19 protein-coding genes are annotated in these 18,665 nt (G+C 62.1%); 13 read left to right on the forward strand and 6 right to left on the reverse strand.

Features of this window, described 5'->3' with window-relative positions; genetic code table 11:
* Window positions 1-48 precede the first annotated feature (48 nt).
* From Q1A52_RS09845 to Q1A52_RS09865, 5 genes are all read left to right on the forward strand, one after another.
* On the forward strand, window positions 49-1,338 hold the full coding sequence (locus tag Q1A52_RS09845; RefSeq protein WP_300014965.1) for a helix-turn-helix transcriptional regulator: 1,290 nt from the start codon (window positions 49-51) through the stop codon (window positions 1,336-1,338).
* A 155-nt stretch (window positions 1,339-1,493) separates the two neighbouring features.
* A complete protein-coding gene (locus Q1A52_RS09850; protein WP_195819032.1) occupies window positions 1,494-1,877 on the forward strand; it encodes a response regulator transcription factor in 384 nt (127 codons plus the stop codon).
* 3 nt (window positions 1,878-1,880) lie between these two features.
* Complete coding sequence (locus Q1A52_RS09855; RefSeq protein ID WP_300014207.1) at window positions 1,881-2,156, forward strand: hypothetical protein; 276 nt, start codon at window positions 1,881-1,883, stop codon at window positions 2,154-2,156.
* Entirely contained in the window at window positions 2,156-4,849 is a 2,694-nt protein-coding gene (locus tag Q1A52_RS09860; protein ID WP_300014210.1) for an ATP-binding protein, read from the forward strand. The genes Q1A52_RS09855 and Q1A52_RS09860 overlap by 1 nt, the downstream gene beginning before the upstream one ends.
* Window positions 4,850-4,974: 125 nt before the next feature.
* The gene (locus Q1A52_RS09865; protein ID WP_300014213.1) at window positions 4,975-6,189 is read left to right on the forward strand and encodes a FliM/FliN family flagellar motor C-terminal domain-containing protein; all 1,215 of its coding nucleotides are present in this window, start codon (window positions 4,975-4,977) and stop codon (window positions 6,187-6,189) included.
* 8 nt (window positions 6,190-6,197) lie between these two features.
* On the opposite strand, the gene Q1A52_RS09870 is transcribed toward Q1A52_RS09865, so the two are convergent.
* The 3 genes from Q1A52_RS09870 to Q1A52_RS09880 all read right to left on the reverse strand — a co-directional run bounded on the left by Q1A52_RS09870 (window position 6,198) and on the right by Q1A52_RS09880 (window position 7,941).
* Complete coding sequence (locus Q1A52_RS09870; protein ID WP_300014216.1) at window positions 6,198-6,629, reverse strand: TIGR01244 family sulfur transferase; 432 nt, start codon at window positions 6,627-6,629, stop codon at window positions 6,198-6,200.
* Window positions 6,630-6,773: 144 nt separating this feature from the next.
* The gene (locus Q1A52_RS09875) at window positions 6,774-7,637 is read right to left on the reverse strand and encodes an MBL fold metallo-hydrolase (RefSeq protein WP_300014219.1); all 864 of its coding nucleotides are present in this window, start codon (window positions 7,635-7,637) and stop codon (window positions 6,774-6,776) included.
* A gap of 64 nt (window positions 7,638-7,701) precedes the next feature.
* The gene (locus Q1A52_RS09880) at window positions 7,702-7,941 is read right to left on the reverse strand and encodes a hypothetical protein (RefSeq protein WP_299777109.1); all 240 of its coding nucleotides are present in this window, start codon (window positions 7,939-7,941) and stop codon (window positions 7,702-7,704) included.
* A 165-nt stretch (window positions 7,942-8,106) separates the two neighbouring features.
* Between Q1A52_RS09880 and Q1A52_RS09885 the strand changes: the two genes are divergently transcribed.
* Window positions 8,107-8,391, forward strand: coding sequence for a DUF2312 domain-containing protein (locus Q1A52_RS09885; protein ID WP_195819039.1), 285 nt, complete (start codon window positions 8,107-8,109; stop codon window positions 8,389-8,391).
* 45 nt (window positions 8,392-8,436) lie between these two features.
* Here the strand turns inward: Q1A52_RS09885 and Q1A52_RS09890 are convergent, their stop codons facing one another.
* Entirely contained in the window at window positions 8,437-8,829 is a 393-nt protein-coding gene (locus Q1A52_RS09890) for a nuclear transport factor 2 family protein (RefSeq protein WP_300014222.1), read from the reverse strand.
* A 205-nt stretch (window positions 8,830-9,034) separates the two neighbouring features.
* Between Q1A52_RS09890 and Q1A52_RS09895 the strand changes: the two genes are divergently transcribed.
* Window positions 9,035-9,664, forward strand: coding sequence for an NAD(P)-dependent oxidoreductase (locus Q1A52_RS09895; RefSeq protein WP_300014225.1), 630 nt, complete (start codon window positions 9,035-9,037; stop codon window positions 9,662-9,664).
* Here the strand turns inward: Q1A52_RS09895 and Q1A52_RS09900 are convergent.
* Window positions 9,661-10,665 carry a D-cysteine desulfhydrase family protein gene (locus tag Q1A52_RS09900; RefSeq protein ID WP_300014228.1) on the reverse strand — a complete coding sequence of 335 codons (1,005 nt, stop codon included), beginning with the start codon at window positions 10,663-10,665 and terminating at the stop codon, window positions 9,661-9,663. The two genes, Q1A52_RS09895 and Q1A52_RS09900, sit on opposite strands and share 4 nt — an antisense overlap.
* 156 nt (window positions 10,666-10,821) lie before the next feature.
* Here Q1A52_RS09900 and Q1A52_RS09905 point away from each other — a divergent pair, with 156 nt between their 5' ends.
* Genes Q1A52_RS09905 through Q1A52_RS09925 form a run of 5 tightly spaced genes read left to right on the forward strand, consistent with a single transcriptional unit; the run spans window position 10,822 to window position 16,797 of the window.
* Window positions 10,822-11,526: a GntR family transcriptional regulator gene (locus Q1A52_RS09905; RefSeq protein WP_300014231.1), complete on the forward strand. Its 705-nt coding sequence runs from the start codon at window positions 10,822-10,824 to the stop codon at window positions 11,524-11,526.
* Window positions 11,516-12,421, forward strand: a complete 906-nt coding sequence (locus Q1A52_RS09910; RefSeq protein ID WP_300014234.1) for a dihydrodipicolinate synthase family protein — start codon at window positions 11,516-11,518, stop codon at window positions 12,419-12,421. Before Q1A52_RS09905 ends, Q1A52_RS09910 begins: the two co-directional genes overlap by 11 nt.
* Window positions 12,421-13,911 carry an aldehyde dehydrogenase gene (locus Q1A52_RS09915; protein WP_300014237.1) on the forward strand — a complete coding sequence of 497 codons (1,491 nt, stop codon included), beginning with the start codon at window positions 12,421-12,423 and terminating at the stop codon, window positions 13,909-13,911. Before Q1A52_RS09910 ends, Q1A52_RS09915 begins: the two co-directional genes overlap by 1 nt.
* Window positions 13,908-15,458, forward strand: a complete 1,551-nt coding sequence (locus Q1A52_RS09920; protein WP_300014240.1) for a trimethylamine methyltransferase family protein — start codon at window positions 13,908-13,910, stop codon at window positions 15,456-15,458. Before Q1A52_RS09915 ends, Q1A52_RS09920 begins: the two co-directional genes overlap by 4 nt.
* Window positions 15,459-15,465: 7 nt before the next feature.
* The gene (locus Q1A52_RS09925; protein ID WP_300014243.1) at window positions 15,466-16,797 is read left to right on the forward strand and encodes an FAD-binding oxidoreductase; all 1,332 of its coding nucleotides are present in this window, start codon (window positions 15,466-15,468) and stop codon (window positions 16,795-16,797) included.
* On the opposite strand, the gene Q1A52_RS09930 is transcribed toward Q1A52_RS09925, so the two are convergent.
* Window positions 16,794-17,456, reverse strand: a complete 663-nt coding sequence (locus tag Q1A52_RS09930) for a helix-turn-helix domain-containing protein (RefSeq protein ID WP_300014246.1) — start codon at window positions 17,454-17,456, stop codon at window positions 16,794-16,796. The genes Q1A52_RS09925 and Q1A52_RS09930 overlap by 4 nt on opposite strands.
* A gap of 81 nt (window positions 17,457-17,537) precedes the next feature.
* Between Q1A52_RS09930 and Q1A52_RS09935 the strand changes: the two genes are divergently transcribed.
* On the forward strand, window positions 17,538-18,623 hold the full coding sequence (locus Q1A52_RS09935; RefSeq protein ID WP_300014249.1) for an NmrA family NAD(P)-binding protein: 1,086 nt from the start codon (window positions 17,538-17,540) through the stop codon (window positions 18,621-18,623).
* The last annotated feature ends 42 nt before the right edge of the window (window positions 18,624-18,665 follow it).

Below are 18,665 nucleotides of genomic sequence, written 5' to 3' on the forward strand. Positions count from 1 at the left end.
CGGCGCAGAAAGCCGTTGAAAAGGCATGATATTGCGGAAGAGGTTGAAATGGCACGCGAAGGGTTGACCGGCAGTCGGATCAGGGAACGACGGTCAGTTGCGGGCCTGCGGCAGGCCGATCTTGCTCGATCTTTAGGGATTTCGGCTTCCTACCTCAATCTGATTGAACACAACCGGCGCAGAATCGGCGGTAAGCTGCTGCTGAACATCGCACGCGTTCTGGATGTAGAGCCGTCGATGCTCACCGAAGGGGCTGAGGCGGCGCTGATTGCCACGCTGCGTGAGGCGGCAACGGCGGCCAATCTGACCGAAGCAGAGGCGGGGCGCGCCGATGAATTCGCCGGTCGTTTCCCGGGATGGGCAGAGGTCCTGGCGACCGGTCACCGGCGCATTGCCAGTCTGGAGCGCACGGTGGAAACCCTGTCGGACAGGTTGACCCATGACCCGCATCTGGCGGCCTCGGTGCATGAGCTTTTGTCGACGGCGGCGGCGATCCGGTCCACGGCGGCCATTCTGGCCGATGATGCGGAGTTGACGGATGAATGGCGCGACCGATTTCATGCCAACATCAATCAGGAAAGCAGGCGGCTTGCCGACAGTTCCAAGGCGCTGGTGCAGTATCTCGATGCCGGGCAGGGGGTGGAGGATGCAGGCGCCAGCCCGCAGGACGAGTTGGAAGCCTTTCTGAGCGAGCACGATTATACTTTCGCCGCGCTGGAGCAGGGCAAGGATACGCCGGAGGGCATGATCGCCGCCGCGTCCAGCCTCAGATCCAACGCCGCACGTCACATGGCACGCGGGATTCTTGAGCGCGTGGTCGAGGATGCGCGGCAGGTTCCGTTGCCCAGGCTGCAAAGCGCGCTGAACGAGACCGGCCCCGATCCGGTGGCTCTGGCGCGACACCTCACCGTGCCCGTGGCGATGGTCCTGCGGCGCATGGCGAGCCTGCCCGCCCTGGAGGCTGGCTTGGTGGTCTGTGACCGCGCCGGCAGCCTGCTCTTTCGCAAGCCGACCACTGGCTTTGTCATTCCACGGTTCGGTCCGGCCTGCGCGCTCTGGCCGCTCTTTTCCGTGTTGGGGCAGCCCGGGCAGGTGATCCGCACCCCGCTGGTGCAACTGGGACGCGGGCGCGCGGCCTTTGACTGTTTTGCGGTGGCTGAGGTGGTTGGCGCGCCCAGCTACAATCAGACGCCTCTGGTGCAGGCGAGCATGCTGGTGCTGCCCAACAGCGCCGCCGATGCCGCCCAGCCCGCAGAAGTGGGTGCCTCCTGCAGCGTTTGCCCGCGTGACGGTTGCGCCGGACGGCGCGAGCCCTCGATCCTCAGCAATGGATTGTAAACGCAGTCGTCGTACCGGTTTTTGACGTCAGGGACGCGTCGATGCCGCCCTTCAAAGCTTTGACAGGCAGCATAAAACAGACGATAGTTTAACTTCGCCCCGAGGGAGGCAGGCAACATGTCTGACGGGGCAGCGCCTTTTGGGAGGAGGTCGCGATGGGAAAGCATGTGCTTTTGGTCGAAGATGAGCTGAACATCATCGAAGCCATTCGATTTTTGCTGAGCCGGGAGGGTTGGCAGGTGGACACACATTCTGACGGAGCCGATGCCACGGACGTGATCCGCAGCAGCAAGCCCGACCTAGTGGTGCTGGACGTGATGCTGCCGGGCAAAAGCGGTTTCGACATCCTTGAGGAATTGCGCGGCGATGCGGCCACAGCCGATCTGCCGGTGCTGATGCTGACCGCGCGGGGGCAGAGCCGGGACCGCGAAATGGCGGAGAAAGCCGGTGTGAGCCGTTTCATGACCAAGCCCTTTTCCAATACCGAGGTTCTGACAGCGGTGCGCGATCTGCTCTACGTGCACGGGCAGCGGACCTGAGCGATGGCGCCGCGCGGCTCACCGCTGTTTCTGGAACGCGGCAGTTACCGCCAGCGCCGGGTCATGGATGCAGCACGACTGGTGGTGTTTCTCGGCGTCGGCCTGTGGATGATCCCGCTTTTGTGGCCCACCGGAGGGGCGGCGGAGGAGGCCGTGCCAATGTCGCGCGCGCTGCTCTATGTCTTTGGCATCTGGTCGCTGCTGATCCTGGCGTCGGTCTATCTGGCCTATCGCATGCGGTGGCTGCCGAAGACGCCGGAGGACGCTGAGGCGCCATGATGGCCTCGCTCAATGCACTGGTCGCGGTCTGCCTGGCCTATGTGTTTTTCCTGTTCTGCGTGGCCTTTGCCGCTGAACGGGCAGGGGTGCGGGGGCGGGCCCGGTGGCTGCTGCGCTCCCCGCTGGTCTACACGCTGTCGCTGTCGATCTACTGCACCGCCTGGACGTTCTACGGCGCGGTGGGCTATGCCGCCCGGTCGGGGCTGGAGTATGTGACGATCTATCTTGGCCCCAGCCTTGTGATGATCGGCTGGTGGTGGATCGCGCGGCGGCTGGTGCGGATCGGGCGCAGCCACAAGGTCACCTCCATCGCCGACCTCATCTCTTCGCGCTATGGCAAATCCAACGGCCTTGCCATCGTGGTCACGGTGATGGCGGTGATCGGTGTGACGCCCTACATCGCTCTGCAACTTCAATCGGTTACGGCCTCCCTGTCCCTCTTTGCCGCCGCCGAGCAGGGCAGCCTCACGGATGCGGACGAGGCCCGCGCCGCCGGGTTCTGGATTGCCGTGGGCCTTGCGCTTTTCACGGTGCTCTTCGGCACCCGCAATCTCAACGTGAACGAGCGTCAGCACGGGGTGGTGATCGCCGTCGCGGTGGAGGCGGTGGTCAAGCTGATCGCCCTGCTGGCGGTCGGTGTCTTTGTCGTCTGGGGGATCGCGGGCGGTGTGTCGGAAACGCTGGCGCGGATCGATGCCTCGGATCTCGGCACATGGGAGATGGATGGCAGCCGCTGGGCCGGGCTGACCTTTGTCTCTGCCGCCGCCTTCCTCTGTCTGCCGCGCATGTTTCAGGTCATGGTGGTGGAGAACGACGACGAGCGACACCTGCAGATCGCAAGCTGGGCCTTTCCCCTCTACCTCATGCTCATGAGCCTTTTCGTGGTGCCGATTGCGGTGATCGGTCTCGATCTGCTGCCAGCGGGATCGAACCCGGATTTCTTCGTGCTCAGCCTGCCGCTCAGCCAGGGGCGCGAGGGCCTTGCGACGCTGAGCTTCCTGGGCGGGTTCTCCTCGGCAACATCCATGGTGATCGTGGCCACGCTGGCGCTCAGCACGATGGTGTCGAACCACGTGGTCATGCCCGTCTTTCTCTACCTGCATCAGGGGGGCGCCACTCAATCTGGGGACGTGCGCAATGTGGTCATCCTGTCGCGGCGTCTGTCCATCCTCGCCATCATTGGGTTCGGCTATATCTACTACCGCCTGTCGGGCGGCTCTGGCGCCCTGGCCGCCATTGGCCTGATCTCCTTTGCCGGGGTGGCGCAATTCCTGCCCGCCATGCTGGGCGGTATCTTCTGGCGCGGCGCGACACGGGCCGGAGCGTTGATGGGCCTGGGTGTAGGCTTTTCCGTCTGGGTTTTCACCATGTTGCTGCCGAGCTTCGGGCCGGATGCGATCCTAAGTGCCGCGGTGTTTGATCAGGGGCTTTTTGGCATCAACGGGCTCCGCCCGCAGGCGCTCTTCGGTATTCCGGGGCTTGATCCGACGGTGCATGCGATTTTCTGGAGCCTGCTGCTGAACGCGGTCAGTTTCGCGCTGGTCTCTCTGCTGACCTTTCCGGACCCGTTGGAGCGGCTGCAGGGCGCGCAATTCGTCAATGTCTTCGATCATTCCGGTCAGACCCGCGGTTGGCAGGCCCCCGTGGCCGAAAGCGAAGATCTGATGATCATGGCGCAGCGTATCCTCGGGGCGGAGGAGGCGCAGCGCCTGTTTCAGACCGAGGCGGACAGGCAGGGCAATGGGGGCTATCTGCCCAAACCCACCGCGGATTTCCTGCAACGGCTGGAGCTGGAACTGGCGGGCTCGGTTGGCGGCGCCACGGCCCATGCGATGATCAGCCAGATCGTGGGCGGCACCGCCGTTTCGGTGCAGGACCTGCTCGCGGTAGCGGACGAATCCGCCCAGATGCTGGAATACTCCAGCCAGCTTGAGGCCAAGTCGCGCGAGTTGAGCCAGACCGCCGCCCAGTTGCGCGACGCCAACGCGAAGCTGATGCAGCTCAGCGATCAGAAGGATGCCTTCCTCAGCCAGATCAGCCACGAGCTGCGTACGCCGATGACCTCGATCCGCGCCTTTTCGGAGATTCTGCGCGATACCGACGGGCTCGGCCCGCTGGAAAAAACAAAATACGCCAACATCATCCACGTAGAGGCGATCCGCCTGACCCGGTTGCTGGATGATCTGCTGGATCTTTCCGTACTGGAGAACGGGCAGGTGACGCTGAACCGGCAATCGGGCAGCCTTGTGGATCTGCTGGACCACGCCATTGCAACCGCGCAGGCCAGCGAGGCGCGGCCCATCACCTTTAAACGCAGACGCCTTGATGAAACGGTCACCCTGCACACGGATCTGGACCGGCTGAGCCAGGTTTTTATCAACCTGATCACCAACGCGCAGAAATATTGCCTTGCGCAGGATCCGGAACTGCGGATCGACGTCACCCAGTCAGGGGAGCGCGTGGTGATTGATTTTATCGATAACGGGTGGGGTATTCCCGCCGCATCGCGTGACGTGATGTTCGAGAAATTTAGCCGGATCGGCGCGCAGGATGGCAATGGTGCGGGCCTGGGTCTTGCCATCTGTCGTGAAATCATGGCGCGGCTTGGCGGTGATGTGAGCTATCTGGACGGCACCGGTGGCACCGCTTTCCGGGTCACTCTCCCGCATTCTCAGGCACTGGCCGCGCAGTAGGTTTTTCGCTGAAAAACCGCATGTTTCTGAGGACATAAAGGCAATAGTAACCATTGTCCCTTATCCCGGCCCTACAGGACCGCGCGCGATGGGCGAGGCGCCGGTTATCTTGACAAGGGCCGCAGATGTCAGTTTTGCAGCGCAAGGCGCAGGCAGGAAAGCAGGAGCATCAGGCACGGGCAATGACCGTGCCCAAAGCGCTGCGCGTGAGTGTCGCCAAAATCGCTGATGAAGTCTTCGGCATGGCCCTTGTGGTGATCGGGATCACGCAGGAACGCTGTGACGGCGACACGATTTCCGAAAAGCTTGATGACGATTCCCTGTTGATGCTGCTGGATGGCCCTAGCGGTGCCTCGGGCGGCGCGATGTTGGGGCCGGAGCTGGTTGGTGCGATGATCCAGCAGCAAACCACTGGAAAGATCGCAACGACCTCTCCTGCGCAACGCCCGCTGACGGCCACGGACGCGTCCTTATCTGCACCGCTGTTGGATTCACTTTTTGAGCGGGCCCATAGGCTTCTGGAGACGGATGTCGATCGCGATATGTTTCCCCCCTATAAATTCGGGGCGCGGGTGGAGAACGCACGCCTCTTTGGATTGGCGTTGGATGCAACGGAATACACGCTTTTCAAGCTCACGGTGGATATTGCCGGCGGGGCGTTCCAGTCGGGCCTGACCCTGCTACTGCCCGTCGTGGAAAAACGTTTCGAACCTGTCGCCTCCGATGAAGAAAATGCTGAGACTAAGACAGGCCCGGTCACCCTGGAAAAGACCGTGATGACAATGAAGGCTGATCTGATGGCCATCTTGGGGCGCGTGCGACTGCCTCTGGCGCAGTTGGAGAAACTCGCTGCGGGAGATGAGCTGGCCTTGCGTCCGGATGCGTTTGATTCTGTCGAAATCAGAACCCTAGATGGGCGCGTGATCAGTCGTGGGGCCATGGGGCAGGTGGACGGACAGCGCGCCATTCAACTGGAAAATGTCGCAGCTACGGGTGACAGCCCGAAGCGCCGGGTGAGTGATCGTGACGATCTAGACTTGCCACAGGTCAAGATGACGGATTATGGGGCAGAGGCAGATACCCCAGCGGCCTTACCGGATCTGACGCAGGAGATCGCGCCGGCCCTCGCCGATGATTTGCCGGACTTGCCGGACTTGCCCGATTTGCCGGACTTACCAGCCTTTGAGGAAGAGGCAGCATTGCCGGATTTGCCCGAGGTCGACACTGGCGCCGCGCTTCCTGATCTGCCCGACCTGCCAGATTTGCCGGATCTGCCTGATCTCGACGGAGCAGAGGAGTTGCCGTCGATAGAGGGGTTGTCTGATCTGAAGTCCGCCTGATTGCGGAGTCAGCGCTTCATCTGCGCGACGGCCACGAGGGTTGGGCCAAGATGTGTCAGATCGTAGCCGCCGCCGCGTGCCGCCTCAATAATGTCATCTGCGGGCATATCTTGCGCCGCTGCCAGTGCCCACGCGATGGTGGAGCGCGTCCCCGAGGCGCAATAGGCCAACACCGGACCGTCGCATCGGTCCATCAACGCCCGGTTGGTGGCGATGACCTCTGCCGTCATGGTCTGATGGGTCAGCGGTTGCACCGCAAATTCAAGCCCCGCAGCCTCGGCGGCTGCCTGTATCGCGGCACATTGATGGCTGGGCGGCACTTCCCCGTCTGGTCGGTTGCAGAGAACCAGTTTGATACCCGCCGCAACGATGTCGGCCATGTCTTCAGGCGCAATCTGTGGCGCTGCATAAAAGTGAGGTGTGATTTGGCGCATATCCATGGGCATAGACCTATGCAAGGTGCCGGGCACTGTCCAGACAGGCGCAGCGGAAAGCCGCAGAGAGTGGGTTAGATTCAAAACAGGCCATGGTCTCTGCGCGTTTCTCAGGCAGTGTTACGCCCCGTCGGGTAATGCGACACACGATCAGAGCTTGTTGACCGGCAATTTCAGCATAACGTCGCCCTGTTCATCCGGCTCGGGCATATGGCCCGCGCGCATGTTGACCTGCAGCGAGGGCAAAATCAGCTTTGGCATGCCCAGCGTTGCGTCACGCGCCCGGCGCATCTCAACGAAGCTGTTCTCATCCCGATCCGCGCCCACATGTATATTGCGCGCCTTCTGGGCGCCCACAGTGGTTTCCCAGGCAAATTCTTCGCGGCCGGGTGCCTTGTAATCGTGCCCGACAAAAATCCGTGTGTCATCCGGCAGGCTGAGAATGCGCTGGATCGATTGGAAAAGATCGCGGGCGGAGCCGCCGGGAAAGTCGCAGCGGGCGGTCCCGAAATCGGGCATGAAGAGTGTATCGCCCACAAAAGCCGCGTCGCCGATCACATATGTCATACAGGCGGGCGTATGGCCCGGCGTGTGCATCACATCGGCACGAAGCTGGCCGATGTGAAAGCTGTCGCCGTCGCCGAAAAGGCGGTCGAACTGACTGCCGTCGCGCTGAAAATCCGTGCCTTCGTTGAAAACCTTGCCGAAGGTATCCTGTACCGTCGTGATCTGATTGCCGATCCCGATCTGACCGCCCAGCTGCTCCTGCAGGTACGGCGCGGCGGAGAGGTGATCGGCATGCACGTGGGTTTCGAGAATCCACTGCACGGTCAGGTTTTCGGCCTGCACATGGGCCATCACCGCATCCGCCGAGGCGGTGTCCGTGCGCCCCGAGGCGTGATCGAAATCCAGCACCGAATCGACAATCGCGCAGGCGGCACCCTGCGGATCCCGTACGACATAGCTGACGGTGTTGGTTGCGGTATCGAAGAAGGCTTTGACACTGGGTGACATGGGCAAGGCTCCGTTAGACACCACAATTATATGGTGGTCACTACCGCGCTTGCAAGCGGTGCGATCAGGCCAAGAAGATGCCCAGAATGACCAGCATCAGCCCTATGACAGATAAAAAGAGTGCGCCGAGGTTCATGGGCAAGGCGGTTTTCAGCTTTGCCCGCATTTCTGCGTCCGGAAGATGGGCGCGGCGGGCGCGGGCCACGTAAATAATGCACCATACAAGGCCGATAAGCCCGATGAAGGACAGCGACGCGCCGCCCCAGATCAGCAAATCGAAGATGGATGTTTCGTGTGTTTCCATGCCGCAGCGCTATCCAATTCCCGCTGCGAGTGCAAGTCACGCCGCCGTGCCGGGGCCCGGCCCAACAGGCGTCGTTTTGTCACAAGCGCAAAGCGGCTTGCAGCGCCAGCGCCGGAAGGCTAGGCAAGGGCCGACCGATTTCCCGCAAGCGACAAGGATATTCTCATGAGTGACAGCGCCACCGATCTGCCGGAACAGGATGTGCAGGGCGACGCGACCTACCGCGTGACCGCCAATGAATTGCGCCAGTTCGTGGAGCGGATCGAGCGGCTGGATGCAGAGAAGAAGGATCTGGCCGAGCAGCAAAAAGAGGTCATGGCCGAGGCCAAGGCACGCGGCTATGACACCAAGGTGATGCGCAAGGTCATCGCATTGCGCAAGCGGGACGCGGATGACATCGCCGAAGAAGAAGCGGTGCTTGAGATGTACAAGGAAGCGCTGGGGATGTAGCCGGGTGGGGCCGGTACGATCCGCCCTGACCTTGAGGCATGACTATCAGTCGGGGACCGCTGCGGGTGTGTCCTGACTGAAGACGTTGATCCAGCCTGTTCCGTTCCGTTTCCAGATGGAGCTGACATACATGACATCCTCCTTGGTGCAGGCGGGTCGGCTGTACGTTGCGCGATAGCTGAGCAGGGCGTAATCCGACCCCAGTTCCATCACCCGTTCCTGATCCATTTTGTACCGCCCGACTGTTGGCCCCGACGCCAACTGTCGGGTGTGGCCATCTTTGCCTGCAAGACCATCAGGATACACGCCCAGGAAACTGGCATGCAAAGCGGCGGCATCCTGCGCCATGTTGCCGGAGACCAGCGCCTCCCATATGGCGGTTTCGCATTGGAGTAACTCCGCCATTAAGGCCGCATCCTCGGCGGTGTTTTGGGTCATGGGCGCATCTTTCAATATCAGAGTGTGAAGGGCATGCGTGAGGATGCCGGGTGCCGCATATGTAAGGCATCTAAAATCTGTTCGCGATCTTCCGTAAGGGGCGGCGCCGAAGAGCGATGATCGGGCGTTGACGCTGTGTAAAGAATCGGATATTGACGCTGTGTAAAGTTTACACAATGTAAAACCCTGAATTGGAGAGCACATCATGAAGGTTGTCGTTTTTGGAGCCACCGGCAGTGTTGGATGCCTGACCGTGGCAAAGATGGTTTCGGAGGGCCATGAGGTCACCGCATTCGCGCGTCACCCCGAGCGGCTGGATATTCAGAGCCCGGCCCTGACACGTGTGGCGGGGGATGCGATGGACGGGGCCGCCGTTGCCGGGGCGATCCGGGGTCATGATGCTGTGGTTGTCACCTTGGGCGCGGGTAAATCGCGTAAGGGGTCCGTTCGATCACAAGGCACGATGAACGTCATCCGGGGAATGCAGACCCACGGGGTAAAGCGTCTCATCTGCCAGTCCACTCTGGGGGCGCATGAAAGCTGGAACAACCTGAACTTCTTCTGGAAACGGATCATGTTCGGCGCAGTGCTGCGCCCTGTCTTCAAGGATCATGAATTGCAGGAAAACCTGGTGCGCGCGAGCGGGTTGGACTGGACAATCGTGCGCCCCAGCGCCTTCACCGACGGACCAGCCACGGACAGCTTCAAGGAAGGCTTTGGACGGCAGGAACGCAACCTCACCCTCAAGATCGCGCGCGCGGATCTGGCGGGATTCCTGACCCGGCAGCTGACCGATCTTGCCTATGCGCAGCGTGCGGTAGGTGTTTCGAACTAGGCCTTGGGGTGGGGGAAGGCGTTTTCTAAGGCGGATTGATAAGCGAATAGGGACGCCAGCCCGCCGGTGTGCACGAAGAGCACGCGTTCACCGGGATTGATGTCGCCGCGCGCTACCAGTGCGGGGATGGCGGCAAAAACCTTGGCCGTGTAGACCGGGTCGAGAATGATGCCTTCGGTCTGCGCCATCATCGCCGTGGCCTGTGCCGCCGCCGGACCGAGTTGCCCATAGCCGGGCGACAGGGCGCCGTCCCAGATGGCGATGTCCGTGTCTTGGGCGGCGGTAGTCCCGGTCATCTTTGCGAGGGCGTCGAGTACCTGGTGCATCCGGTCCTGCTGTTGTTTCGCGTCCCGGCGCACGCAGCTGCCGATGACCCGCGCGCGGTGACCTGCTTTCCGCAGCCCGTGCAACAGCCCGGCGTGTGTCAGGCCACTGCCAGAGGCCACGACCACCACATCGAACCCGTCATCCTGCGACAGGATTTCCTCGGCCGCGCGCATATATCCCAGGGCGCCCAGCGGTGCGTTTCCCAGCGCCAGTGGGATGACATAGGGGGTGCGCCCGGCCTCTTCCTCTTCCGCCGCGCGTGCGCGCAGCGCGGCATCCGCGCCTGCCTCATCTTCACCCACCGGGTAGTGCATGACTTCCGCCCCCAGCAGGCGCGACAGCAGCACATTCCCATTCGCCCCGTAGAGCGCATCGGTCAGGGGCACGCGGTCTTCCAATTGGACGATGGTTTTCATGCCCAGTTTTGCCGCCGACGCCGCCGCGGTCCGTACGAAGTTGGATTGTACCGCACCGGTGATCAGGACGGTCTGCGCGCGGACCTGTTGCGCCGCGCCAAGATAATACTCCAGCTGCCGCGATTTGTTGCCGCCCATCGTGGTCCCGGCCAGATCATCACGTTTGATATGCAGCGAGATGCCAAGTTCATCCGACAACCGCGGCAGGTGTTCTATCGGGGTCACGGCGCTGACAAGTGAGGCGCGGGGAAAATCCATGGGCTGTCCCTTGGTTCTGTAAATGGATGTGCTCCGCATCGTGCCATGAAAGCGAATATCGGCCAAGTCAGACGCTTGAGAGGGGTTGGTCGAGAGTTATCTTGACGGGCTCGAAATTGTATACATTTAGTACACAAAGTGAACCTGGAGTTGCCGATGCCCCGTTTGTCCAAGGACCAGTGCCTGAGTGATCTGAAGCTGCGCATCCTGTCTACGGCGCTTGCGCCCGGCAGCGATCTGGATGAAACGACGCTTGCAGAACACTACGGGATGTCGCGTACGCCCATGCGCGAAGTGTTGCACCGGCTGGCCGGGGCGGGCTTTATCACGACGTCGGAGAACCGCGGTGCCAAGGTGGCATCGATGGACATTGGCACCATGCGGACGTTCTTTCAGACCGCCCCGATGATCTACGCCAATATCGCCAGCCTTGCGGCAGAGGCGCGGACAGGCCCGCAGATGGATGCGCTCAAGGACGCGCAGCATGCTTTCACCAAGGCGACCGCAGCGCAGGATGCGCAGGCGACGGCACTGGCCAATCACCGGTTTCATGCCGTGATCGGAGAGATGGCGCACAACCCTTACCTGGTCGCGTCACTGGATCGGTTGCTGATCGACCATACGCGGTTGAGCCAGCGGTTTTACCAGCCCGCCAATGCGAATGAAAAGATGTTGATCGTGAAGGCAAGCGATCAGCATGACGCGCTGATCACGGCAATCGAGGCGCAGGAGAGCGCTCTGGCGATCGATCTGTCGTTACAGCACTGGGATTTGTCGCGGGACCGGATGGAACGCTATGTGCGGCCTGATCCGCTGCCGGTGGATGTTGTGTCACTGAAGGACCGGCGCAATGCAGTTTGAAGGCATCTACACACCGCTGATCACACCCTATCACGCAGATTTCTCGCTGAACGAGGCCGCATTGGGCGAGACGGTGGAGCACCTGATTTTTGCGGGCGTGCATGGGCTCATCGTGGCGGGGACCACGGGGGAATATTACGCCCAGTCGATGGAGGAGCGGGTGGACATGATGCGCCGCTGCAAGGCGTTGATTGCCGGGCGCGTGCCGATGATCGTTGGCACAGGCGCGATCCGCACGGAGGACAGCGTTGCCTATGCGGAGGCCGCCAGGGAGGTGGGGGCGGATGCGATCCTGATCGCCACGCCGCCTTACGCCTATCCAACAGGTCGCGAGATTGCCTTGCACGCGCTGGCCGTGGACCGGGCCGCGAACCTGCCCGCGATGCTCTACAACTACCCGGGCCGGATGAGCGTCGATATGGACGAAGAGTGTCTTGACCGTCTGGGCCGCAGCCCGAATTTCTGTGCCATCAAGGAAAGCTCGGGCGATATCAATCGCTTGCATATGCTGGCGCGCGACTATCCGCATATCGCGCTGAGCTGCGGGATGGATGATCAGGCGCTGGAGTTCTTTGCCTGGGGCGCGCGCAGCTGGGTCTGCGCAGGGTCGAATTTCGCGCCCGAAGCGCATCTGGCGCTGTACCGCGCCTGTGCGGTCGATGGGGATTTCGCGCGTGGCCGTGCGATTATGTCGGCAATGCTGCCGCTGATGCGGGTGCTGGAGCAGGGCGGCAAGTTCATTCAGTGCATCAAGCACGGTGTGACGCTGCGGGGCATCGACGCAGGGCCGCCGCGCAAGCCGTTGCAACCGCTCAACAAAGACGACAAGCGCGCTTTGGACGAGGTGATCCGTACGATGACCGCCACCATTGCCGCCATTCCGGGAGCCCTGTGATGACCGATCTTCTGACCCGGGCGGAGTATGCCGCCATTGCCGCTGATCTGGATTTCCCCGCAGCGCCGTTCATCGACGGCAAATTTCGCAAGGGCGCGGGGGGGATGATGTCCACGCTGAACCCCGCCACGGGCGAGGAGATCACGCAGATCTCCACGGCTGGTCCGGCGGATGTTGATCTCGCCGTCAGCAAGGCGCGCGAGGCCTTTGAACAGGGGCATTGGGCGCGCATGCACCCGTCAGATCGCAAGGACATGCTGATCAAACTCTGCAAATACATCACGCGGCGCAGGCGGGAGCTGGCGGTGCTGGAGAGCCTGGAGTCCGGCAAGCCGATCCGCGATTGCGAGCTGGTGGATGTTCCCGAGGCCATTCACTGCATCAAATGGCACGCAGAGGCGGCGGACAAGATCTATGACCAGACCTCCCCCGCGGGAGATGATGCGCTGTCGGTCATCGTGCGGGAGCCGGTGGGTGTTGTGGCGGCGATCCTGCCGTGGAACTTCCCGCTGTTGATGCTGGCCTGGAAGATCGGCCCGGCGCTCGCGGCGGGCTGTTCGGTCATTGTGAAACCGGCGGAGCAGACCTCGATGACCGCGCTGCGGGTGGCGGAGCTGGCACATATGGCGGGGGTGCCGCGCGGCGTGTTGCAGGTGCTGCCGGGCGATGGGCCATCGGTGGGGGAACCGCTGGGCCGGCATATGGATGTGGACATGATGAGCTTCACCGGCTCGACGGAGACGGGGCGCCACTTCCTGCGCTATGCTGCGGACAGCAACCTGAAAAAGGTCGTACTGGAGTGCGGCGGCAAGAACCCGGCGGTGGTGCTGGCCGATGCCGAGAACCTCGATCATGTGGCCGAGCATGTGGTCAACGCGGCCTTCTGGAACATGGGCGAGAATTGCTCGGCTGCGTCGCGGTTGATTGTGCACAAAGATGTCAAAGCACCGCTGCTGGAGCGGATCATGGCGCGGTTGCGGGACTGGAAGACGGGTGATCCGCTGGACCCTGCAAACCACCTCGGCGCGCTGATCGACGCGGATCATCTGGCCAAGGTCAACGGCTACCTGACCGGTCCCGCGCTGGCCGGAGGCACGTCGGACGGGCCGTTTATGCCACCTGCGATCTATGAGGTGGCCAAGGATGATGTGAAGGCGCGGGAGGAGATTTTCGGGCCCGTTCTTAGTGTGATCGAGGTGGCCTCGACTGATGAGGCGATCGCGGTGGCCAATGACACGGCCTACGGGCTTGCGGCCAGCGTCTTTACCGCCAATACGCGCACGGCGATCCGCGCGGCACGAGACATCCGGGCGGGTACGGTCACCGTGAATTGCTATGGCGAGGGTGATATCGCGACGCCCTTTGGCGGGTACAAGCAGTCGGGCTTTGGCGGGCGCGACAATGGAATGCAGGCGCATGACCAATACACCGAGCTGAAGACTATCTGGGTCGATCTGAGCGACCCCGCAGACGGAGATAACATCGGATGAGTGTCGAGGCTGTGGGAACTGCCCGGCGCGGCCGGGGCGCGCGTAAAGCGCTGCGGCAGACGCGCGATGTGACGATGCTGCCAGCACTGAAGCGGCGGTTGCCGCTGACCGAGGTCATGGATGAAGACCAGGTCGCGCGTGTCGATGCGGCGTCGATGGACATTCTGGAGACCGTCGGCGTTGTGTTCCGGGATGAGATTGCACTCGCCGATTGGAAACGCGCGGGCGCGGATGTGCGGGGCGAGCGGGTGCATCTGGACCGCGGGCTGGTCCGCGAATTGATCTCGACCATCCCCGAGAGCTTCACCTATCACGCGCGCAACCCGTTGAATAACCTGCCGTTTGGGAAAGATCACGCGATCTTTGTGCCGATGACCGGCGCGCCTTATCTGCGCGATCTCGACGATGTGCGGCGCAACCCGACGCTGGAGGATCTGGCGAATTTCCACAAGCTGAGCCACATGTTACCCAGCATCCATTCCTCGGCGCATCATATCGTGGAGCCTTACGATCATCCGATCAGCCAGCGGCACCTGCGGATCACCTATTCCTCGATGAAGCATTCGGACAAGACCTTCATGGGCATGACCACCAGCCCGAAGAACGCCGAGGATGTGATCGAGATGTGCGCGATCCTCTTCGGCGATGACTTCATCGACAGCCACCCGGTGGTGACGGGTAACTGCAACGGCAACTCGCCGCTGGTCTGGGACGAGACGATGCTGGGTGCGATGCGCGCGTTTTGCCGCCGCAATCAGCCGGTGCTGTGCTCGCCCTTCGTGCTGGGCGGGGCCAATACGCCCGCGTCTGTCGCGCCTACGGTGGCGCAGCTGAATGCCGAGGCGCTGAGCGCGCTGGCCTACACGCAGGTGATCCGCAAAGGGTGTCCCGCGATCTATGGGCACTACCTCAGCACGGTCAGCATGAAATCCGGCGCACCGATGGCGGGGACGCCGGAGATCAGCTTGATGAACTTCATGATCGGGCAGATGGCGCGGCACTATGGCGTGCCCTGGCGCACGTCGAACACGCTGGGTGGGGCCAAGACCTTCGACGCGCAGGCCGGGTATGAAAGTGCGATGACGCTGAACGCGGTGCTGATGGCGGGGGCCAACTACATCTGGCATTCGGCGGGCTGGAATGAGGCGGGGATGCACTGCTCCATGGCCAAGTTCGTGGTGGATGCCGAGATGTGCGCAATGGGCTACCGCATGGCGGAAGGAGTCAACTGGGACGATTTCGACGAGGCCATCAAGGCCGTGGGTGATATCGGGCCCGGCGGACATTACCTGGGCCACCCGCACACGCTGGAGAACTTCCAAAGGGCGTTTTTCATGCCGGAGATGTTCGACAACAACTCCATCGAGCAATGGCAGGCCGAGGGCGGTGTCGAAATCACGGAACGGGCGCTGATCCGGGCGCGCGATCTGCTCAACACCTATGAAGAGCCGACGCTCGATGCCGCTAGGGATGAGGCCCTGCGTGATTATATCACCCGCCGGGAGCGTGAAATCCCGGCGGCGGACGCCCTCAACCAGACGCATTGAGGGTGCAATGAAAGTGTCCCGATTGCCGCGTGATCCGGGTCCGGCAGGTTGGAATTGTCTGCTGCCACGGCCCAATGCACCAACGCCGCTGGAAGGGCATGTCAGCGCTGACTGGCTGATCATCGGGGCCGGGTTTGCGGGGCTTGCCGCAGCACGGCGTTTGTCACAGCTTTGTTCGGGCGACCGGATCGTCGTGCTGGAAGCAAGCCGCGTGGGCGCGGGGCCTGCCGGGCGCAACTCCGGGTTCATGATCGATCTGCCCCATGACCTGGCGTCTGACAACTACGGCGGCGCGTTGGTGGCGGATCGCGCCCAGACGGCAGATAACCGGCGCGGCATTGCCTTTGCCGCCGAGATGGCCGCGGATTTCGGGCTGAGCGAAGAGGCGTTCAGTCCATCTGGCAAGATCAACGGGGCGGCCACCCCCAAGGGACATCAGCACAACCTCGATTATGCGCGCCACCTGACAGCCATGGGTGAGGCGCATGAGATGCTGGATGCCGGCCAGATGCGGGATTTGACCGGAACAGATTATTACCAAAGCGGTCTTGTCACCCCTGGTGCCGCGATGATCCAGCCCGCGCTGTTCGTTCGCAGCGTTGCCGATTCCTTGTTGTCAAATCGCCTGTCTCTTCACGAGGAAAGCCCGGTGATTTCCCTGAGGCGGCAGGGGAGTTGGGTGGCGGAGACACCCAAAGGCCGGGTGACGGCGCCACGGGTCATTCTGGCGGTCAACGGTCACCTGGAAAGCTTTGGACATATGGCCAGTCGACTGATGCATGTCTTTACATATGCCTCAATGACCGAGCCGATGACCGCGGCACAAGCCGCTGCATTGGGTGGTGCACCGGTTTGGGGTCTCACACCCGCTGATCCCCTGGGTACGACGGTCCGCAGGATTTCGGGGACAGGAGGAGACCGGATCGTAATCCGAAACCGGTTCACTTTCGATCCGGAAATGGAAGTGGATGACCAGCGTATCGCGTATGTGGGGCGGGATCATGATCGTGCTTTTGCGGCTAGGTTTCCGATGCTGGGCGATGTCCGGATGGCGTACCGGTGGGGCGGGCGGCTTTGCCTCAGCCTGAACAACGTGCAGGTCATCGGCGAGCTTGAGCCGGGGCTGTGGTCGGCCTGCTGTCAGAACGGGTTGGGAACGGCAAAGGGCACGCTGGCAGGTCTGCTTGCGGCAGAAGCGGCAAACGGCATTGAGACCGATGCGCTGGACCGGGCGCGGGCAGCTGAGACGCCCAAACGGCTACCTCCCAGGGCCATCACAAAACTGGGCGCCGCAGTGCGTTTGCGCTGGGGGGAGGTTCGGGCAGGACGCGAGCTCTAGGCGTTAAACTGGCTCATGATCTGCTGCATGACCGCCATGAAACTCTGATCTTTTTCAAGCGTGTAGGTCTGTAATCTGCTGTGATTGGTGGTAAAGTCCTGCAATGAAATTTCGCCTTCCGAGACCTGCAGCAAGGCCTCATAGCTGGTCTCGAAAACCACATCAGGGTCACGTGCTGCCGCATAGAGGACCGTCGGGGTGCCATCCTCAACCCGCATCGTGATCTGCTCGCCATCCACCCGCAACTCGGCAACGAAATCGTCGGTTAACAGGGTAACGCGCGCGGCGGCTGCCCCCAGTGTGGTGGCAACGGTTCTCAGATTGCCGGGTTTCACCTGCGCTTCGGGGGGGGGCATGCCGCCGCCAAATAGCGCCAGCTCAAAAAGGATGTTGCGGGTGCGTTTGCCGCTGTCGGTGAGCGCATAGAGGGCGGCACCGTGCTGGCCGTCCGATTTTGTGACCAGCCCGTCCGACGTCAGTTTCGCCAGCCGGTCGGTCAACAGGTTGGCCGCAATACCGGAGAGCCCGGTTTGCAGATCGGTGAAGCGCGCGGGTCCCGCAAGCAGATCGCGCAGGATCAGCAGGGTCCAGCGGTCGCCGATCGCATCCAGCGCCCGCGCGATCGGGCAGAGCAGCTTGTAGGAACGCGTTTTGGCCATGGCATCTCACGGTAAAGTTACTTTAAAAAATAAAGTAATCACTTTAGTTCATCTAGTAATCTGTGAAAGGGAGGCATCAAAATGTCAACGCATACCAGAATTCTTGTCACCAGCGCAGCCGGAAAAACCGGCCTGCCGGTCACCCTTCAACTGCTGGAAAAGGGGTTTGCCGTGCGTGCCTTTGTGCGGCGGCAGGATCACCGTGCCCAGCAGCTCAAGGAGGCCGGTGCAGAGATCTTTGTCGGCGATCAATATGCGCTGACCGACATGCGCGCGGCAATGAAAGACGTCCAGCGTGCCTATCAATGCGCGCCGACCGCGCCCAATGGGTTGCACTATAATGCCGTCTTCACGGCTGCCGCCTTCGAGGCGCGGCTTGAGCATGTGGTTACCCTTGGTCAATGGCTGTCCACGGCTGATCACCCGTCGCTCTTCACGCGGGAAACCTATCTTGGTGACATCCTGATCCGCATGCCGGGCGAGATGACCGTGACCTCCATCATTCCAGGCTGGTTTGCCGACAACTATCTGATGGTGCTGGATATGGCCGCTCATCTGGGGCTCTTTGCGATGCCGTTGGGGGCAGGGGAAGTGCCTGGGAACGCGCCGCCGTCCAATGAGGATATTGCCAGCGTTGCCGTGGCGGCCCTCAGCGACCCGGAGGTCCACGCGGGCAAAACCTACCGCCCCACGGGGCCTGCACTCCTGTCGCCTGACGAGATTGCCGAGGCCATGGGGCAGGCACTAGGGCGCCGCGTAAAGTACCGGAATATATCGGAGAAGATGATGATGAAGGCGCTGAGAGCGATGCCGCCTGCGAATTTCTCTCAGGCTGCCGCCTCGCAGCTGGCGCTTTACACGGAGGAGTACAGGCGGGGCACCTTTGCGATCAGCGCGCCGACGGATCACGTGTTGCGGATCGGTGGGCGGGTGCCCGAGCCCTTCGTATCCATCGTCAAGAGGAGAGTGGCTGCGCGACCTGATCTGCAGCGCAGTTTCCCCCGTCGCCTGAGTGCGATGGCGGGTTTTGCCCGTATGCTGCTGACGCCTGCGCTGGTGCCGGAAGAGATCGAGGCGCAGCGTGACTATGTGCGCCTCGCAGCCCCTGCGTTCAGCCAGGACGACGCCGAATGGGGTGCCGCGCATAGGCACCTTGGCCTGTCCTGAGCGGGTTTGAACGTCTTTTGCGAGGGCTTCCAGAGGGCCGCC

The organism is uncultured Roseobacter sp. (assembly GCF_947488185.1).
Classification (GTDB): Bacteria; Pseudomonadota; Alphaproteobacteria; order Rhodobacterales; family Rhodobacteraceae; genus Roseobacter.

Coding starts and splice junctions, on each gene's coding strand:
- Q1A52_RS09845 (WP_300014965.1), top strand. CDS start 49: ATGGCACGCGAAGGGTTGACCGGCAGTCGGATCAGGGAACGACGGTCA.
- Q1A52_RS09850 (WP_195819032.1), top strand. CDS start 1,494: ATGGGAAAGCATGTGCTTTTGGTCGAAGATGAGCTGAACATCATCGAA.
- Q1A52_RS09855 (WP_300014207.1), top strand. CDS start 1,881: ATGGCGCCGCGCGGCTCACCGCTGTTTCTGGAACGCGGCAGTTACCGC.
- Q1A52_RS09860 (WP_300014210.1), top strand. CDS start 2,156: ATGGCCTCGCTCAATGCACTGGTCGCGGTCTGCCTGGCCTATGTGTTT.
- Q1A52_RS09865 (WP_300014213.1), top strand. CDS start 4,975: ATGTCAGTTTTGCAGCGCAAGGCGCAGGCAGGAAAGCAGGAGCATCAG.
- Q1A52_RS09870 (WP_300014216.1), bottom strand. CDS start 6,629: ATGGATATGCGCCAAATCACACCTCACTTTTATGCAGCGCCACAGATT.
- Q1A52_RS09875 (WP_300014219.1), bottom strand. CDS start 7,637: ATGTCACCCAGTGTCAAAGCCTTCTTCGATACCGCAACCAACACCGTC.
- Q1A52_RS09880 (WP_299777109.1), bottom strand. CDS start 7,941: ATGGAAACACACGAAACATCCATCTTCGATTTGCTGATCTGGGGCGGC.
- Q1A52_RS09885 (WP_195819039.1), top strand. CDS start 8,107: ATGAGTGACAGCGCCACCGATCTGCCGGAACAGGATGTGCAGGGCGAC.
- Q1A52_RS09890 (WP_300014222.1), bottom strand. CDS start 8,829: ATGACCCAAAACACCGCCGAGGATGCGGCCTTAATGGCGGAGTTACTC.
- Q1A52_RS09895 (WP_300014225.1), top strand. CDS start 9,035: ATGAAGGTTGTCGTTTTTGGAGCCACCGGCAGTGTTGGATGCCTGACC.
- Q1A52_RS09900 (WP_300014228.1), bottom strand. CDS start 10,665: ATGGATTTTCCCCGCGCCTCACTTGTCAGCGCCGTGACCCCGATAGAA.
- Q1A52_RS09905 (WP_300014231.1), top strand. CDS start 10,822: ATGCCCCGTTTGTCCAAGGACCAGTGCCTGAGTGATCTGAAGCTGCGC.
- Q1A52_RS09910 (WP_300014234.1), top strand. CDS start 11,516: ATGCAGTTTGAAGGCATCTACACACCGCTGATCACACCCTATCACGCA.
- Q1A52_RS09915 (WP_300014237.1), top strand. CDS start 12,421: ATGACCGATCTTCTGACCCGGGCGGAGTATGCCGCCATTGCCGCTGAT.
- Q1A52_RS09920 (WP_300014240.1), top strand. CDS start 13,908: ATGAGTGTCGAGGCTGTGGGAACTGCCCGGCGCGGCCGGGGCGCGCGT.
- Q1A52_RS09925 (WP_300014243.1), top strand. CDS start 15,466: ATGAAAGTGTCCCGATTGCCGCGTGATCCGGGTCCGGCAGGTTGGAAT.
- Q1A52_RS09930 (WP_300014246.1), bottom strand. CDS start 17,456: ATGGCCAAAACGCGTTCCTACAAGCTGCTCTGCCCGATCGCGCGGGCG.
- Q1A52_RS09935 (WP_300014249.1), top strand. CDS start 17,538: ATGTCAACGCATACCAGAATTCTTGTCACCAGCGCAGCCGGAAAAACC.